Genomic DNA, 16,308 nt, shown 5'->3' with positions numbered 1-16,308 from the left:
TTCTCTCGGCCGGAATTAGAATATATCATGTCCCCCTCTAATTGGTCAAGCATTTATTTAAAAAAAGTTTTAAATTTATGTTTTAATCAATTTTCCACCGTAAAATAGCGAATATTATCTTTTAATAAACGTTGCCTTTCATCTGTGAAAGCACATCATTGTTATTATAGAATAAGGAAATAGATTATTAATTCATTCAGCGGAGGAGCATCACAATGTCAACAACCGAAATCGAACGTATTCAAGCGCTTCTGCCGCACTGGGTTGAATCAAGCCGGCAGCAATGCAGTTATGGCAAGGTAGCCTCTTATATTCCCGAGCTGTCAAAATCACCAATAGGCGCACTAGGCATTCATATTATCGACGCACATGGACATTCCATTACAGCTGGTGATGCAGAGATCTCTTTTACGATGCAGAGCATTTCCAAAGTGTTCACCCTCATTCTAGCGTTAATGGACAATGGCGAGGACGCTGTCTTTGACAAGGTTGGCATGGAGCCGACCGGAGATAACTTCAACTCTATGCTGAAGCTTGAGCTTGTGCAGCCTGGCATTCCTTTTAATCCGCTTATCAATGCTGGCGCTATTGCGATCTCTTCCCTTATTGGCGGCGACAGCTCTACGGAAAAATCCTGCCGTGTACTGCAGTTCCTTCGTCTTCTTTCTAATAATGACACGCTGGACTATGATCTCGATGTCTATCGTTCTGAATCCGATACAGCTAACCTAAACCGCTCCATGGCTTATTTTCTAAAAGACAACGGTGTGCTGAAAGGATCTGTAGAGGATGTGCTTGACGTTTATTTCCGCCATTGTTCCGTAAGCGTAACCTGCGAGGACTTGGCTCAAATGGCGTTGGTGCTTGCTCATAACGGCAAAAATCCGCTAACCGGGGAACAGCTTATTCCCCGCCGCTACGTTCAGATCGCCAAAACGTTTATGATTACTTGCGGAATGTATAACGCCTCGGGCGAGTTTGCCATTCAGGTCGGCTTGCCTGCCAAAAGCGGCGTTTCCGGCGGTATTTTAACGTTAGTGCCCGGCCGTTACGGCATCGGCTTAGTTGGCCCGTCCCTGAATCGCAAAGGAAACAGCATTGCCGGGGTCGCTTTGCTGGAATCGTTATCCCATGAGTTTGACTGGAGCTTGTTCTGATCCCCCTTCCCGGCAAAACAAAAAAGGACGTCCTATATAGGGCGTCCTTCTTCATTAGCTTTCATTAAGGCTGCGGATTGATCAGCTTAACGTTTTTGTTTAAGATGAAAAACTGCTCCGCCTTCTCGCGATGCTCATCCGTAATTTGTCCGCTGATCGCTTTGTAGGCAACCCAGACAGCGGTCGCATCGTCAACAAAACCGGCTACAGGCAAAAAGTCGGGAATCAAATCAATCGGCAAGATCCAATACGCTAACGCCCCGATTGCCGTAACCTTGGTTGCGATCGGCGTCTTCGGGTCGGCCGAGCAGTAATACAGCGTGACGACTTCCTTAGCGAACGGTACCTTTGCCGCATGACGCTTCACCTTCGCCCAGAAGCCTTCCTCCACATATTTGGACTGCTTCTCGTAGTCCCCGATTTTTCCGACCCATTGATTGACGTCGACTTCCTCAGGCGCTTTCTCTTTATTTAAATGCAAGGATGCCTCAAGCTCCTTTTCGTTAACCTCATAGGGAACGGCTTCTTCAATCAGCTTTTTGCCGCAAGAGGAGCATTCTGCAGCCATGAGCATTGACGAATCGATATCGTTATGATGTCCACAGCTTGCGCACTGGGCAATAGTCATACTTCCCACCTCCTAGTTATACCTACTTATACTTCATCTATTTAAAAATAGTTGCAATAATTAGCTGCTCTTGCTGAAAATTGCTGATTATTCGCTCAGCACCCCGTTATTCATCTGGCCGCTTACGAGCGAACTGTAGAATCCCTTCCGCTCCAGCAGTTTCTCATGGGACCCCTTTTCGATGATTGCGCCATCCTGCAGCACCACAATCTGGTCCGCCTGCTGTATGGTATTCAGCCGATGCGCGATAACGAAACTGGTTCTTCCTTGCATAAGCCGCTGCAGCGCCTCTTGAATTTTTATTTCAGTGACGGTATCTATGCTGCTGGTAGCCTCGTCCAGCACAAGTATAGAAGGATTAGCCAGAATCGCTCTAGCTATAGCAAGCAATTGCTTCTGCCCTTGGCTGATGCCGCTGCCATCCGGCTTGAGAACTGCGTTGTAGCCATCCTTCAACCGTTTGATAAAAGAATGCGCATTTGCAAGCCTCGCCGCCTGCTCCACCTCTGCATCCGTCGCATCAAGCTTGCCATAACGAATATTATCGCGAATGGTACCCTCGAACAGAAAAGGGTCCTGCATCACGAATGCCATATGCGAGCGTAAATTTTCACGTTTAAGCTCGCGGCTGTCATGCCCATCGATCAAGATGCGCCCTGAGCTTGGATCATAAAAACGGCATAATAGCTGAATAAGCGTTGTCTTGCCCGCTCCCGTAGGACCAACCAGCGCAATGGTCTCTCCCGGCGTCACACTAAAGCTAACCTCTTCAATCGTAGCGCTGCGCCCCTCATAAGCGAACGTAACGTGATCAAATACGACAGTGCCTTTGACCTCCGCGAGCTCACGCGCTGCGCCTTCATCCTTGCGCTCCTCATCTTCGCCCAGCACATCGAACACCCGCTCCGCGCCGGCTACCGCTGATAGCAGCGTATTCCACTGGTTAGCCAGATCATTGAGCGGACGTGTAAACTGCCTGGAATACTCTGCGAAAATGACGATGACGCCGACCGTAATGGCATCATTAAGCACAAAGATGGCGCCGACTCCTGCAATGACGGCAAAGCTTAAATTGTTTAGCGCGTTCATCAGCTTCGGAATAAACCCCGATATGGTCTGCGCCCAGAAGCCTGACACGCGAATCCGCTCATTGCGCTCCTTAAAAGCTGCGATAACCGTCTCTTCCTGCGAAAAAGCTTTTACGATCCGTTGCCCGGACAACGTTTCTTCAATATATCCGTTCAAGTCGCCGAGATTGCGCTGCTGGGCTTTGAATAGTCTGCCTGTTTGCTTCGTAATCCATTTCATGCCAAGCAGCATCAACGGCACCACGAGAAAAGTCAGCAACGTTAAAAATGGACTAAGCGACAGCATGACGCTTACGGTACCGATGAGCAGAAGGACGCTGGAGAACACTTGAATGACCGAGCTATTTAAAGATGAGCTTACATTTTCAATATCATTCGTTACCCGGCTCATCAGCTCCCCGTGCTGGCGCTTGCTAAAGTAGGGAATAGGCAGCCGGTGCAAATGCTCAAACAATTGTACCCGCATAAGGTAGACCGTTTTCTGCGAAATCGTAATCATCCAAATGCTTTGCAGCCACATCGTGACGGAATGCAGCGCATATACGACCGCCATCCCAATCAGAAAAACAACAAAGCCGCTGTCCCTGTTCATCAAAAAATGATCGATCGCCGTTCCAGCCAAATAGGGGCCGAGCAGCGAAAAGCCAGAGCTTAGCATAACCATGACTATGACAGCGGCTAGTCTACCCTTATATGCAATCAAGTAACTCCACATTTGCCGCAGCGTCTGCGACGTGTTTCTCGCTCTAGGCTTTCGCTTGCCTTTGCCCCCTGCCGTCTGTCCTTCTGCTGCCGCCTCGGCAGCAGATTCAGGTCTGCGGTATTGAAAAGGCTCCATCAATGATCTAAGCACGGGATACACCTTCCTTCCCGAACTGCGATTCGCAAATTTTTTGGTAGAGGCTTGATTCTCTAATCAGCTGTTCATGCTTGCCCTGCGCTAGCAATTGCCCATCGTCCAGCAAAAGGATCGAGTCAGCCGATACGGTGGAGCTTATTTTTTGCGTGACAAGGAAGGTCGTGCACTTCATCTGTTTAAGCGCTTGAAGCAGATTTTCTTCCGTTCGTATATCCAAGGCGCTCGTGCTGTCATCAAGCAGCAAAATGACCGGTTTCCTTACGAGTGCCCTCGCAATGGTCAGCCGCTGTTTTTGTCCGCCCGACAGATTGACGCCTTTTTGCCCAACGATGGTCTCGTACTGCTCCGGCAGCTTCATAATCGTGTCATGAATTTGCGCCAGCTTGGCAGCCTCGATAATTTCTTCGCGCGTAGCGTCCTCCTTGCCCCAGCGAATATTTTCCTCTACCGTCCCCGTAAACAGCATAATTTCTTGAGGAACATAGCCGATCTGCTTGCGCAGCTGACCTAGCTTCAACATGCGGTTATCTATCCCATCAACGCGAATTTCACCGGACTGCACATCGTAAAGCCGCGGGATAAGCTGAATAAGCGAAGACTTTCCTGAGCCGGTCGCACCCATAATTGCAATTGTCTCGCCTGGCCTTGCCGAGAAGGATATTTGGTTTAATACGTGCTCGTCAGAATCGGGATATTGAAACGAAACATTTTCGAAGGAAACGCTGCCGTTGCGAAGCTTCGCTTCTTCGTCGCTGTCTGTCGTGTCCGTTAAGTCGATATCGGTCAAAATAACCTCTTCGATCCGCTGTGCTGACGCCCGCGCCCTTGAGAAGTTGACGACAATCATGGACATGATGGACAGTGCGCCTGTCGTTCTGGTCGCGTAATTGACGATCGCTATCACTTCACCTGCGGTTGCCCCGATTGTATCAAGCTCAATGCGGCCGAACCATAGCACCGCCATAACGCTCGCATTCATCACTAGCAGAACGATTGGCATCGTTGTCTCCGTCAAACGAAGCGCTGCAACGGTACGATCCATAAGTTGCTCGCTCGAGCTCGCAAAGCGGCCTGCTTCATGCCGCATGCGGACAAATACGCGAATGATGCGCATCCCGATCAGATTTTGCTGCATGACGCTATTCACATGATCGAGCTGCTGCTGCACGGAGCGAAATAATGCCTCGCCCTTTTTAAGCACCCAAACTAAAAAGATCCCGAGAAACGGAATCGCGGCAGCAAGCCAAATCGCCAGACTGGGCTGTACGATAAATGCCATTACAATGCTCCCTATCACAAGCAGAGGCGCGCGAAGCATAATTCGCAGTCCCATAAACACTGTATTTTGCAGCTGTGTTACGTCATTCGTAAGTCTAGTAATGAGAGAAGATTCCGGAAAACGATTAAAATTGGCAAATGAGAACGATTGCACCTTTTCATAAAGGCGCTCTCTCAGATCAAAGCCAAAGCTTTGGCTGACATGAGAGGCATAAAAGGAGCTGAGGATGCCGGCTGCAAAAGCTACGATCGAGCAGCCAATTAAGAAGCCTCCCCATTCCAGTACAACGGATAGATTGTCTTTCCCGATTCCATCGTCAATGATTTTGGAAATAATAAACGGCTGCAGCAGCTCTACCATCAGCTCGATAAGCATAAGCACCAGAGCGGCATAGGCGGTAAATCGGTACTTTTTGAGAAAGGCGAACATGGTCAGCATCTTTGTTCCTCCGAGTAAAAATGGCTTAAACTAGCTATTATACTCATTATATCTTCTTGAAACGGAAATGGCATATACAATGAACGTTACAATTAGTGGTGAGGAAATTGGGATTGAGGGAATATGGGTGGGGACGACACACATGTCTAAGACAGCTGAGCTGCCTTAAACGCCACGTGCATCCTCGTAAAACACCCGGAACATAATGTCATGATTGTAATTGCCGAAGCCTTTGCCATAAATGGTTAATCCGCCGACATGCTCGGCATCCTCTCTTACGCCGATGCGAAACGTCCAAAAGTTGCGGTCAAGCCCAATCTCGCCGATACCGATGGAGGACATGAGCTGGCCATCAATGAGCGTGCCCTCCTCTTGAATGCGTATCACCTTCAGCAGTCCGTATTGATTGACGCGATCAGCCCACCAAGCCGGCGAGAATCTTCCGCGCACCTCGCCATAGTCGCCAGGGCTAGTCCACATGCCGATATCCATCCCATTCAGCGAGAAATTAATATCGGACGGCCAGTTCTCATTAACGCCAGGCGCTTCTGAGCCAAGCTCAAGCGTGATTTCGAGCGCTACGGGACGTTGTCCCGAAAGCAAATAATTCGGCACCTTGTATTCCACGTAACCTTTGCCAAACCACAAAATACCTGCATTCATCCGCTCAGGCTCCAAAAAGAAGCGCGGATCATCGAATTGCCCGATCAGCTTGTCTACCGTAGCAATGCCGCAGGTCGGAAACACTTCAAATTGTGTAAAATGGCCGACAGGCACGCTGACATCATGCACCTTCTTCACATCTAGTGCCGGATGGGGAAGCTCAATGGCGATGGAGCGCTCCGCGAGCGAGCAAATTTTGTGCGTACCGCCGTCCTTGCGAACCATTTTCGTCTGAACGATGCCTGCTTTCTCAAGCTTGCGTATATGCATGGTCACAATGGCGCTGCTAAGTCCGACCGCCTCTGCGAGCTCCTTCACATTCATCATGTTTGTCGCCAGCTGATTAATGATGGATAGCCTGACCGGGCTAGCCAAAGCTTCATATAAAGGCAGCCAAGCCTCATCTGTATTGGCATGTATCATGGGTATCTCCTCCTATCTCTATTCTATAATAATAGAAGGGCATCCCAAAAGCCGCAAATGCAGCTTCCGGATACCCTGACTGTTTCCCTTATAGCTTGATGCGAATTACGTTCCAAGATGCTTTGCCAAGCGTCGCTTGAATTTTTCCGCCATCCGAGATAACGGCGCTGCCTGACGTATGCGGTGCGACACGATTTGGCGCGTCTGCCGTATTTGTCATTTTCAAATCGTCATGCTCAAGCACGATATGCTCGATTATTTGGAAAGTGCCAAAGCTCCGAAGGTCGATTTCAAACGGAAGCGCTTCGTCAATATTCCGGTTTACCGCAAAAATCGTCACTTCCTCTTTCTCTTCGTTATGAACGGCAACCGTCTCCAAATAAGGCACATCCGTAAAATCCTTCGAATCGTATTTCGGCGATTTAACGAGCGGTACGAGTACCGTTCCACGTCCGAAAATGCTTGCGTGCATGTATGGATAGTAGATCGTCTGCTTCCAAGCAGGACCGCCGTTTTGCGTCATAATTGGTGCGATTACGTTGACCAGCTGTGCGATGCAAGCCATTTTCACACGATCGGCACGCTTTAGCATACTAATCAGCATACATCCGACAACAAGCGCATCCTCATGCGTGTACACGTCCTCAAGCTGAGGCGGTGCGATTTGCCAAGGCTCAAGCTGTTTATCCTGCGCATGCGAATGGAACCATACGTTCCACTCATCGAAGGAAAGATTGATTTTTTTCTTGCCGCGTTTTTTCGCTTGCACGTAATCACAGGTTGAGATGACCGTATTAATGTATGAATCCATGCTCATCGATTGTGCTAGGAAGTTTTTGGTGTCGTTATGCGGATTTCCATAATACTGATGGATGGAGACGTAATCAACGGTGTCGTACGCCAAATCCAGAACCGTCGATTCCCATTCCGGGAATGTCGGCATTCCGATATGGGAGCTTCCGCTAGCTACCAGCTCTATCGTAGGATCAACCCAGCGCATCGCTTTCCCGGCTTCGTTTGCGAGCCGTCCGTACTCGACCGACGTTTTATGCCCAATTTGCCATGGGCCGTCCATTTCATTGCCCAGACACCATGTTTTAATGTTATGCGGGTCTTTGTAGCCATGCTCGATACGAAGGTCGCTCCAATAGGAGCCGGATTTATGGTTCGAATATTCGATAAGATTGCGTGCATCATCGATCCCGCGCGTACCCAGATTAACCGCCATCATCGCTTCCGTGTTCGCCTTTTTGCACCAGTCCATAAACTCATTGAAGCCGATCCAGTTTGGCTCAATCGTTCTCCAGGCAAGCTCCAGTCTTTTTGGACGCTTATCTAAAGGTCCAACGCCATCCTCCCAATTGTAACCGGATACAAAATTGCCTCCCGGATATCTGACAATCGGCACGTCAATTCCTTTTACGAGCTCAAGCACGTCAGAACGAAAGCCCTGCTCGTCCGCTTCCGGATGATCCGCTTCATATATGCCGCCGTATACAGCACGACCCAGATGCTCGATAAAAGAACCGTAAATGCGTTTATCTACTTCTCCTATTTGAAAATCCTTATCCACGATCATTGATGCTTTGTCTGCCATGCTCATCCACCTCGTCATTAAATTAATGTAATAGTTAATTAGTAAGTCAATTATTAACAAACGCTCTTGTTATCATTTAACTATATGTTACAGATTAATTCAAGCATTAATTTCGCTTAATAGAAATAATAATATTATTAATTCAATTAAAAGGAATGAAGAAAGAACTATTTTAAAGCCACAAAGGGGTGAATGTGAATTAAAAAATAGTTCAATTTTCCTAATATTCTTCAATTGTTTCTTGAGTTAGTCCTCTTTTTAGACTACTATGGAACTATAAGGTAATTCCCTTGCTTCAACCATACGGCAGGAGTTGAGATCATGAGCAGTCCTACACGCTCAATAGAAGATGCGGCCGACCATATCATTGACACCATGAAACACTTTCTTCAAGTAGATACCGTATTCGTAATGACAAATGATGGTACAAGCAGCAGAATCATTCGGGCATTCAACCATCAAGAAGAACACATTCAGAACAGCCCCCTACATAAATGGATTGAAAGCTTTTGCAGCCTCGTTCTGAACCAAACCGCTCCCATTCTCAACATTCCAAATACATTAAACGACCCGCGTACTGCCTCTCTACCCTTTGCCAAGCAGCTTGGGGCACATTCGTTTGTTGGCATACCTGTAAATGCAGCTGATCAGCAGTCGTCTGGCGCAATTTGCATCCTTCATAGCGTGCCGCTTCATCTTGATGATAGGCAGCTAGGCTTCCTTACATCTTTGGCTGCTTTTTTGGGATATATTTTGGAATTAGAAAATGCCAGCGTTACGGACAGCCTGACCGGTTTATATAATCGCCGTTATTTGTCCCATTTGTGCCGCAGCAGCTCGGACAAGCAGTATAGCGTAATGTTCATTGACATTGATGACTTCAAGGAGGTCAACGATTCTTATGGCCATGACTTTGGCGACTTGCTTCTGCTCCAAATTGCTGCTAGGCTAAAGCATGGCGTCCGGAAAACCGACATCCTCGTGCGGTACGGCGGAGATGAGTTCGTGATTTGCTTTCACCATTTGATGGATAGCCATGACATTGATTTTGTTGCAGGAAAAATAAAAGACTCCATTAAAGAGCCCTTCTCTATAAATGGAAAGACGATTCGGATTTCCGCAAGCATCGGCATCAGCTCCACCTATGGCACCGGCTCCAGCCTGAAGGAGCTAATCAGCGATGCTGACCAAGCGATGTATGGCATTAAACAAAATGAAAAAAACCTTTGAGCTAACCTGCGCTAACGAGGAGATGCTGCTCCAAGCGGCGGTAAGTACAAGGGTTCTTTTTATCGCACTGTAACGAGTTCAAAATGCATTTCGCATATCGTCCCCTCATTCGGCTTGCTTCTGAAATGGATTTTGCCATTCATCGCTTTCACCAGGCTGATCACTACCATTAATCCAAGCCCGGTTCCGCTCTCCTTCGTTGTAAAATAGGGATTTCCCAGCCTTTTCACCTGCGTGCTGCTCATGCCAGCTCCCGTATCCCGAATCAGGATTTGCGCGATCCCCTGCTCAGATTATCCTTACCCATCAATTGCAGAAAACCTCTTGTCGTTGTGCTTTCAAACATAAATTTTGGCGTAATGAGATGACTAACAAACAAGCCGAAACAATATAAAGTAATCCATGGATGACGGATAAGAGTAGGGATTGGATCACATCGACGTTCTTTTCTTACGGCATTCGTTGTCTTATTTTGGCACAAAACGACTTAATCCTACAAATACTCGACGCTTTTCTGCATTTACCTTTACAGTTTTTCTCTTTTTTAGAATCATTATCGTCTCACCGACATAACCTTGGCCACTCCTTCATAAACATGGTATGAATCGTATTTTCCGAATGCGGAGGGATGACGAATGAACCAGGATGAGATTCGCGCGCTGGAGCGGTCCATCGATGAAATAACCGAAATCGCGCAAGGCTTTGGGCTCGACTTTTACCAAATGCGCTACGAGATTTGTCCTGCTGATATCATTTATACGTTTGGCGCCTATGGTATGCCGACCCGCTTCAGTCATTGGAGCTTTGGCAAAACCTTTAACAAGATGAAAATGCAGTACGACTTTGGCTTAAGCAAAATTTACGAGCTTGTCATCAACTCCAATCCCTGCTACGCCTTCCTGCTCGATGGCAATTCCTTGATCCAAAATAAGCTTATCGTCGCCCATGTTCTCGCCCACTGCGATTTCTTCAAAAACAATGCCCGCTTCAGCGTGACCAATCGCAACATGGTCGAGAGCATGTCCGCTACTGCCGAGCGCATCCATCAATATGAGATGGATTACGGTACCGAAGCCGTTGAGAAGTTTATCGATGCGATTCTCGCGATTCAAGAGCATGTTGACCCTACGCTCATTAAGCCTTATCAGTTAGATAAGAAGCGTTACATTGAAATGGTGCAAAAGGACAGCGAGCGCTCTGAATGGAATATTCCAGCGTCTTCTTATGATGATCTATGGAATCTTGATCCCGATCGGACGGCTGCCGCTGCATCTGCCGCTCAATCACAAGCTGCTGATGCCAAACGTTTCCCGCCTCGGCCTGAAAAAGATGTCGTGTGGTTCATTGAGGAATACTCGCCTACATTGCAGGATTGGCAGCGGGATATCCTTTCTATGCTGCGCGATGAGATGCTCTACTTCTGGCCGCAAATCGAAACAAAGATCATGAATGAGGGCTGGGCTTCGTATTGGCATCAAAGAATTATTCGTGAGCTTGATCTCACTAGCGATGAAACGATTGAATTCGCCAAACTCAACTCCTCCGTCGTTCAGCCGTCTCGGCATAGCTTGAATCCATATTATTTAGGTTTGAAAATATTTGAGGATATCGAACGGCGCTTCGATAACCCGACGAAAGAAGAGCAGGCTCGCTTCGGTCGCGTGCCTGGCAAANTCGATAACCCGACGAAAGAAGAGCAGGCTCGCTTCGGTCGCGTGCCTGGCAAAGGCAGAGAAAAAATGTTCGAGGTGCGTGAACTCGATTCCGACATCTCCTTCCTCCGCAACTACCTGACGAAGGATTTGGTTAATGATCTGGATCTGTACATTTTCGAGAAAAAAGGACCGGAGTGGAAGATTACCGATAAGTCTTGGGAGAATATTCGTGACCAGCTCGTCTATTCCAAAGTAAACGGCGGGTTTCCCAGCCTGATGGTTAAGGATGGGGACTTCAATCGTGTTGGCGAGCTTTATTTGATTCATGAGTATGAGGGTATGGAGCTTGATCTAAAGTACGTGGAGCGTACGCTGCCTCATGTTGTTCAGCTTTGGGGGAAGAACGTTCATTTGGAAACGTTTGTTGAGGATAAGAAGATCGTGTTTAGCTGCGATGGGAAGAAGACGAGTCGGAAGTTTGTTTAGTTTATACGGATATTGTTTCTCAACTCAGCATTAAAGAGCTATCATGTATAATGCTAATACTGAAAACCCGATCTCATGGTATTATCCCCTTTAAGTAGACACTCAAAAAAACCGTCATGTTATCATGGCGGTAGGAGTGACACTTGGAGGGGATAATTGGTTATATGCCATTTTAAAAAGTAAGAAATCATTCCGTCCAGCATAACAAAACAATGATGGTATAACCTTCCAATATAACTCAAATTGGAGGGTTGTTTGGCATGCTTATTAATCATTATAACACAAGTCCTCCTGTTGTTTTGCTGGTAATGTTGACAAGCTATTAGCTGGTATAGCATTCCTGTAGAGCGTTAGATTACCGCTTTGCAAAAAAACGAGCGCCCAGCATCTGGTCGTCGGGATCGACATCGCCCAGCAAACACATGTCGCTCGTGCTGTTAATTTTCGAGGAATCGTAGTTGGTAATCCCCAATCCTTCTCAAACGATGAAGAAGGTTTTCAAATCCTTCTGCGGTGGATCCAGTCGTTACAAACCGCTCACGCTTTAACAACAGCCATTGTTGGCATGGANCTGCGCTAACGAGGAGATGCTGCTCCAAGCGGCGGTAAGTACAAGGGTTCTTTTTATCGCACTGTAACGAGTTCAAAATGCATTTCGCATATCGTCCCCTCATTCGGCTTGCTTCTGAAATGGATTTTGCCATTCATCGCTTTCACCAGGCTGATCACTACCATTAATCCAAGCCCGGTTCCGCTCTCCTTCGTTGTAAAATAGGGATTTCCCAGCCTTTTCACCTGCGTGCTGCTCATGCCAGCTCCCGTATCCCGAATCAGGATTTGCGCGATCCCCTGCTCAGATTATCCTTACCCATCAATTGCAGAAAACCTCTTGTCGTTGTGCTTTCAAACATAAATTTTGGCGTAATGAGATGACTAACAAACAAGCCGAAACAATATAAAGTAATCCATGGATGACGGATAAGAGTAGGGATTGGATCACATCGACGTTCTTTTCTTACGGCATTCGTTGTCTTATTTTGGCACAAAACGACTTAATCCTACAAATACTCGACGCTTTTCTGCATTTACCTTTACAGTTTTTCTCTTTTTTAGAATCATTATCGTCTCACCGACATAACCTTGGCCACTCCTTCATAAACATGGTATGAATCGTATTTTCCGAATGCGGAGGGATGACGAATGAACCAGGATGAGATTCGCGCGCTGGAGCGGTCCATCGATGAAATAACCGAAATCGCGCAAGGCTTTGGGCTCGACTTTTACCAAATGCGCTACGAGATTTGTCCTGCTGATATCATTTATACGTTTGGCGCCTATGGTATGCCGACCCGCTTCAGTCATTGGAGCTTTGGCAAAACCTTTAACAAGATGAAAATGCAGTACGACTTTGGCTTAAGCAAAATTTACGAGCTTGTCATCAACTCCAATCCCTGCTACGCCTTCCTGCTCGATGGCAATTCCTTGATCCAAAATAAGCTTATCGTCGCCCATGTTCTCGCCCACTGCGATTTCTTCAAAAACAATGCCCGCTTCAGCGTGACCAATCGCAACATGGTCGAGAGCATGTCCGCTACTGCCGAGCGCATCCATCAATATGAGATGGATTACGGTACCGAAGCCGTTGAGAAGTTTATCGATGCGATTCTCGCGATTCAAGAGCATGTTGACCCTACGCTCATTAAGCCTTATCAGTTAGATAAGAAGCGTTACATTGAAATGGTGCAAAAGGACAGCGAGCGCTCTGAATGGAATATTCCAGCGTCTTCTTATGATGATCTATGGAATCTTGATCCCGATCGGACGGCTGCCGCTGCATCTGCCGCTCAATCACAAGCTGCTGATGCCAAACGTTTCCCGCCTCGGCCTGAAAAAGATGTCGTGTGGTTCATTGAGGAATACTCGCCTACATTGCAGGATTGGCAGCGGGATATCCTTTCTATGCTGCGCGATGAGATGCTCTACTTCTGGCCGCAAATCGAAACAAAGATCATGAATGAGGGCTGGGCTTCGTATTGGCATCAAAGAATTATTCGTGAGCTTGATCTCACTAGCGATGAAACGATTGAATTCGCCAAACTCAACTCCTCCGTCGTTCAGCCGTCTCGGCATAGCTTGAATCCATATTATTTAGGTTTGAAAATATTTGAGGATATCGAACGGCGCTTCGATAACCCGACGAAAGAAGAGCAGGCTCGCTTCGGTCGCGTGCCTGGCAAAGGCAGAGAAAAAATGTTCGAGGTGCGTGAACTCGATTCCGACATCTCCTTCCTCCGCAACTACCTGACGAAGGATTTGGTTAATGATCTGGATCTGTACATTTTCGAGAAAAAAGGACCGGAGTGGAAGATTACCGATAAGTCTTGGGAGAATATTCGTGACCAGCTCGTCTATTCCAAAGTAAACGGCGGGTTTCCCAGCCTGATGGTTAAGGATGGGGACTTCAATCGTGTTGGCGAGCTTTATTTGATTCATGAGTATGAGGGTATGGAGCTTGATCTAAAGTACGTGGAGCGTACGCTGCCTCATGTTGTGCAGCTTTGGGGGAAGAACGTTCATTTGGAAACGTTTGTTGAGGATAAGAAGATCGTGTTTAGCTGCGATGGGAAGAAGACGAGTCGGAAGTTTGTTTAGTTTATACGGATATTGTTTCTCAACTCAGCATTAAAGAGCTATCATGTATAATGCTAATACTGAAAACCCGATCTCATGGTATTATCCCCTTTAAGTAGACACTCAAAAAAACCGTCATGTTATCATGGCGGTAGGAGTGACACTTGGAGGGGATAATTGGTTATATGCCATTTTAAAAAGTAAGAAATCATTCCGTCCAGCATAACAAAACAATGATGGTATAACCTTCCAATATAACTCAAATTGGAGGGTTGTTTGGCATGCTTATTAATCATTATAACACAAGTCCTCCTGTTGTTTTGCTGGTAATGTTGACAAGCTATTAGCTGGTATAGCATTCCTGTAGAGCGTTAGATTACCGCTTTGCAAAAAAACGAGCGCCCAGCATCTGGTCGTCGGGATCGACATCGCCCAGCAAACACATGTCGCTCGTGCTGTTAATTTTCGAGGAATCGTAGTTGGTAATCCCCAATCCTTCTCAAACGATGAAGAAGGTTTTCAAATCCTTCTGCGGTGGATCCAGTCGTTACAAACCGCTCACGCTTTAACAACAGCCATTGTTGGCATGGAGCCTACCGGGCACTACTGGCTTAACCTTTCCAATTGGCTCTCAGATCACCAATTCGAAGTCGTTCTTGTCAATCCCCATCTCGTAAAAAAGAATAAAGAGAACCGCGACAATACACCATCGAAGAGCGATAAAAAGGATGCTCTCGTCATCGCAGACATGGTGAAAAACGGCTACTATTCATTCATTCGCAATGCGCCTGAAGCTTTTGAAGAGCTTCGTGTCTTTCTCTCCAACCGAGACTCTGTCGTTACGAGACTCGTTAGTGCAAAGAACCAAATTCATCGTTGGGTTGACGTTGTGTTCCCTGAACTGCGACAAGTGTTTAAGAACCTGATGTGCAGAGGTTCATTGGCGACACTTCGTCTTTTCCCGACGCCTGAAGAACTGAGAAAGTTAACGCCTCAGGAAGTGGTAAGGTGCTGGAAATCCATTATGCAACGTCAACCCGGGGAGAAGAAGGCTCAGACCCTTGTTGCGCTTGCTAGTCATTCTGTTGGCTCTAAGCAGGCAACTCATGCATATAAGCTCCATTTAATACAGCTTCTCGCTGAATACGATCTCGCTTGTGAACAGCTGCAAGTCGTAGAGGTAGAGATTATTGCAGTATTAGGTCGCATACCTTTTGCTAAATGTATGCTTGCCATAAAAGGAATTAGTGCGATCTCACTAGCTGGTATTCTTGGTGAGGCCGGAGATTTAAGCGGTTTTGCACATGGAAATGCACTGCTTCGGCACGCTGGCCTAAACCTCGCAGAAGCAAGTTCAGGCAAATGGACGGGGCAGATGAAAATCAGTAAACGCGGACGATCGCGCCTTCGCCGTTTCATTTTCTTGATGACCATGAGTTTAGTCGCTAACAATCCAGAGTTCAAAGCCATGCATGCCTACAATGTACAGGTAAAGAAGATGAAGAAAATAAGGTCCATTATGAAACTTTGTGGCAAACTAGCTCGAATACTTGTTGGGATGGCTCGCCGAGGCGAAGCCTACAACCCACCTAAAACCTTACCAATTCAACTAGCAGCGTAACCTACGCCCTACCGTTTCGTTGTACGAGTTTTGGCTTATTCGCAGGATTTCAAAGAAAGCACGGAGTACCGGATACATTGAACCAACACCGACCCGTACCGTTAGCAAGACCGGCCTCCACCCCTTGGATAGGCGTAACGAAGGAATGAGAAGGCATAGACCCGTTAAGACATCGGAGTGAAGACCTCCGAGGGCGGCGTGGAGAAAGCGTGCAGTAAATGGAAGTACATGGGGCAGCTTTATCCCCCCCTATTCCCGTACGCCTTCATGTTGCCGAAGTCTAATACGGTATTCCCCCTTCTTGTCTTCACCCTTTACCATACGGGCGAAATCCTGCGAATAAGCGAGCATTCGTGAGAAAATCATATCGTAACAAGGGAGTTCAACGAGGCTGCCGTTCAATGCCGGCTGCCTCGTCTTGGTGATTATGAAGTTATAGTTCACCGCTAGCGTAATGGCTTCTACTTTAACACTACCCAATTATCCAATCGCTGGAACTCAATGGATAGCTTTTTCGTTTGTAGCCATTGAATTACCTGAAGAACGAGTGGAG

The 16,308-nt window shown here is 47.1% G+C and carries 13 protein-coding genes and 2 pseudogenes; 7 read left to right on the top strand and 8 right to left on the bottom strand.

The genetic code is table 11. The features are described from left to right. Window positions 1-215 precede the first annotated feature (215 nt). Window positions 216-1,157, top strand: a complete 942-nt coding sequence (gene glsA, locus A7975_RS09760) for a glutaminase A (protein WP_065385066.1) — start codon at window positions 216-218, stop codon at window positions 1,155-1,157. A gap of 64 nt (window positions 1,158-1,221) precedes the next feature. On the opposite strand, the gene A7975_RS09755 is transcribed toward glsA, so the two are convergent. The 5 genes from A7975_RS09755 to arfA all read right to left on the bottom strand — a co-directional run bounded on the left by A7975_RS09755 (window position 1,222) and on the right by arfA (window position 8,132). Beyond that, complete coding sequence (locus A7975_RS09755) at window positions 1,222-1,785, bottom strand: YkvA family protein (RefSeq protein ID WP_255314250.1); 564 nt, start codon at window positions 1,783-1,785, stop codon at window positions 1,222-1,224. Between the two features lie 87 nt (window positions 1,786-1,872). Continuing rightward, a complete protein-coding gene (locus A7975_RS09750; protein ID WP_065385065.1) occupies window positions 1,873-3,726 on the bottom strand; it encodes an ABC transporter ATP-binding protein in 1,854 nt (617 codons plus the stop codon). Continuing rightward, complete coding sequence (locus A7975_RS09745) at window positions 3,719-5,449, bottom strand: ABC transporter ATP-binding protein (RefSeq protein ID WP_065385064.1); 1,731 nt, start codon at window positions 5,447-5,449, stop codon at window positions 3,719-3,721. Before A7975_RS09745 ends, A7975_RS09750 begins: the two co-directional genes overlap by 8 nt. 165 nt (window positions 5,450-5,614) lie before the next feature. Continuing rightward, window positions 5,615-6,535 (bottom strand): ArsR/SmtB family transcription factor, encoded by a 921-nt coding sequence (locus A7975_RS09740; RefSeq protein ID WP_065385063.1) that lies wholly within the window; start codon window positions 6,533-6,535, stop codon window positions 5,615-5,617. A gap of 88 nt (window positions 6,536-6,623) precedes the next feature. Further along, a complete protein-coding gene (gene arfA / locus A7975_RS09735; RefSeq protein WP_483295913.1) occupies window positions 6,624-8,132 on the bottom strand; it encodes an arabinosylfuranosidase ArfA in 1,509 nt (502 codons plus the stop codon). Window positions 8,133-8,453: 321 nt separating this feature from the next. Here arfA and A7975_RS09730 point away from each other — a divergent pair, with 321 nt between their 5' ends. Next, window positions 8,454-9,362: a sensor domain-containing diguanylate cyclase gene (locus A7975_RS09730; protein WP_065385061.1), complete on the top strand. Its 909-nt coding sequence runs from the start codon at window positions 8,454-8,456 to the stop codon at window positions 9,360-9,362. 59 nt (window positions 9,363-9,421) lie between these two features. On the opposite strand, the gene A7975_RS35260 is transcribed toward A7975_RS09730, so the two are convergent. Then, window positions 9,422-9,628 carry an ATP-binding protein gene (locus A7975_RS35260; RefSeq protein WP_483295914.1) on the bottom strand — a complete coding sequence of 69 codons (207 nt, stop codon included), beginning with the start codon at window positions 9,626-9,628 and terminating at the stop codon, window positions 9,422-9,424. Window positions 9,629-9,997: 369 nt separating this feature from the next. Here A7975_RS35260 and A7975_RS09720 point away from each other — a divergent pair. The 3 genes and pseudogenes from A7975_RS09720 to A7975_RS33625 all read left to right on the top strand — a co-directional run. Then, window positions 9,998-11,035, top strand: a pseudogene (locus tag A7975_RS09720) (SpoVR family protein); the annotation flags it as partial. 1 nt (window position 11,036) lies between these two features. Beyond that, window positions 11,037-11,503: SpoVR family protein (locus A7975_RS34835; protein WP_255314249.1), on the top strand; the 467-nt coding region annotated here is incomplete at its 5' end. 388 nt (window positions 11,504-11,891) lie between these two features. Next, a pseudogene (locus A7975_RS33625) lies at window positions 11,892-12,073 on the top strand (IS110 family transposase); the annotation flags it as partial. 54 nt (window positions 12,074-12,127) lie between these two features. Here A7975_RS33625 and A7975_RS35255 read toward each other — a convergent pair. Next, entirely contained in the window at window positions 12,128-12,334 is a 207-nt protein-coding gene (locus tag A7975_RS35255; protein ID WP_483295914.1) for an ATP-binding protein, read from the bottom strand. A gap of 369 nt (window positions 12,335-12,703) precedes the next feature. Between A7975_RS35255 and A7975_RS09710 the strand changes: the two genes are divergently transcribed. Both A7975_RS09710 and A7975_RS09705 read left to right on the top strand, forming a co-directional pair. Beyond that, window positions 12,704-14,155 (top strand): SpoVR family protein, encoded by a 1,452-nt coding sequence (locus A7975_RS09710; protein WP_053377359.1) that lies wholly within the window; start codon window positions 12,704-12,706, stop codon window positions 14,153-14,155. Between the two features lie 388 nt (window positions 14,156-14,543). Beyond that, window positions 14,544-15,755, top strand: a complete 1,212-nt coding sequence (locus A7975_RS09705; protein WP_065385058.1) for an IS110 family RNA-guided transposase — start codon at window positions 14,544-14,546, stop codon at window positions 15,753-15,755. Between the two features lie 249 nt (window positions 15,756-16,004). On the opposite strand, the gene A7975_RS33620 is transcribed toward A7975_RS09705, so the two are convergent. Beyond that, a complete protein-coding gene (locus A7975_RS33620) occupies window positions 16,005-16,235 on the bottom strand; it encodes a hypothetical protein (protein WP_141680265.1) in 231 nt (76 codons plus the stop codon). Between the last annotated feature and the right edge of the window lie 73 nt (window positions 16,236-16,308).

It is taken from the genome of Bacillus sp. FJAT-26390, from assembly GCF_001682865.1.
Classification (GTDB): domain Bacteria; phylum Bacillota; class Bacilli; order Paenibacillales; family Paenibacillaceae; genus Pristimantibacillus.
Note: the sequence above shows the minus strand (reverse complement) of the source record. Positions and strands in the feature narration are given on the sequence as shown.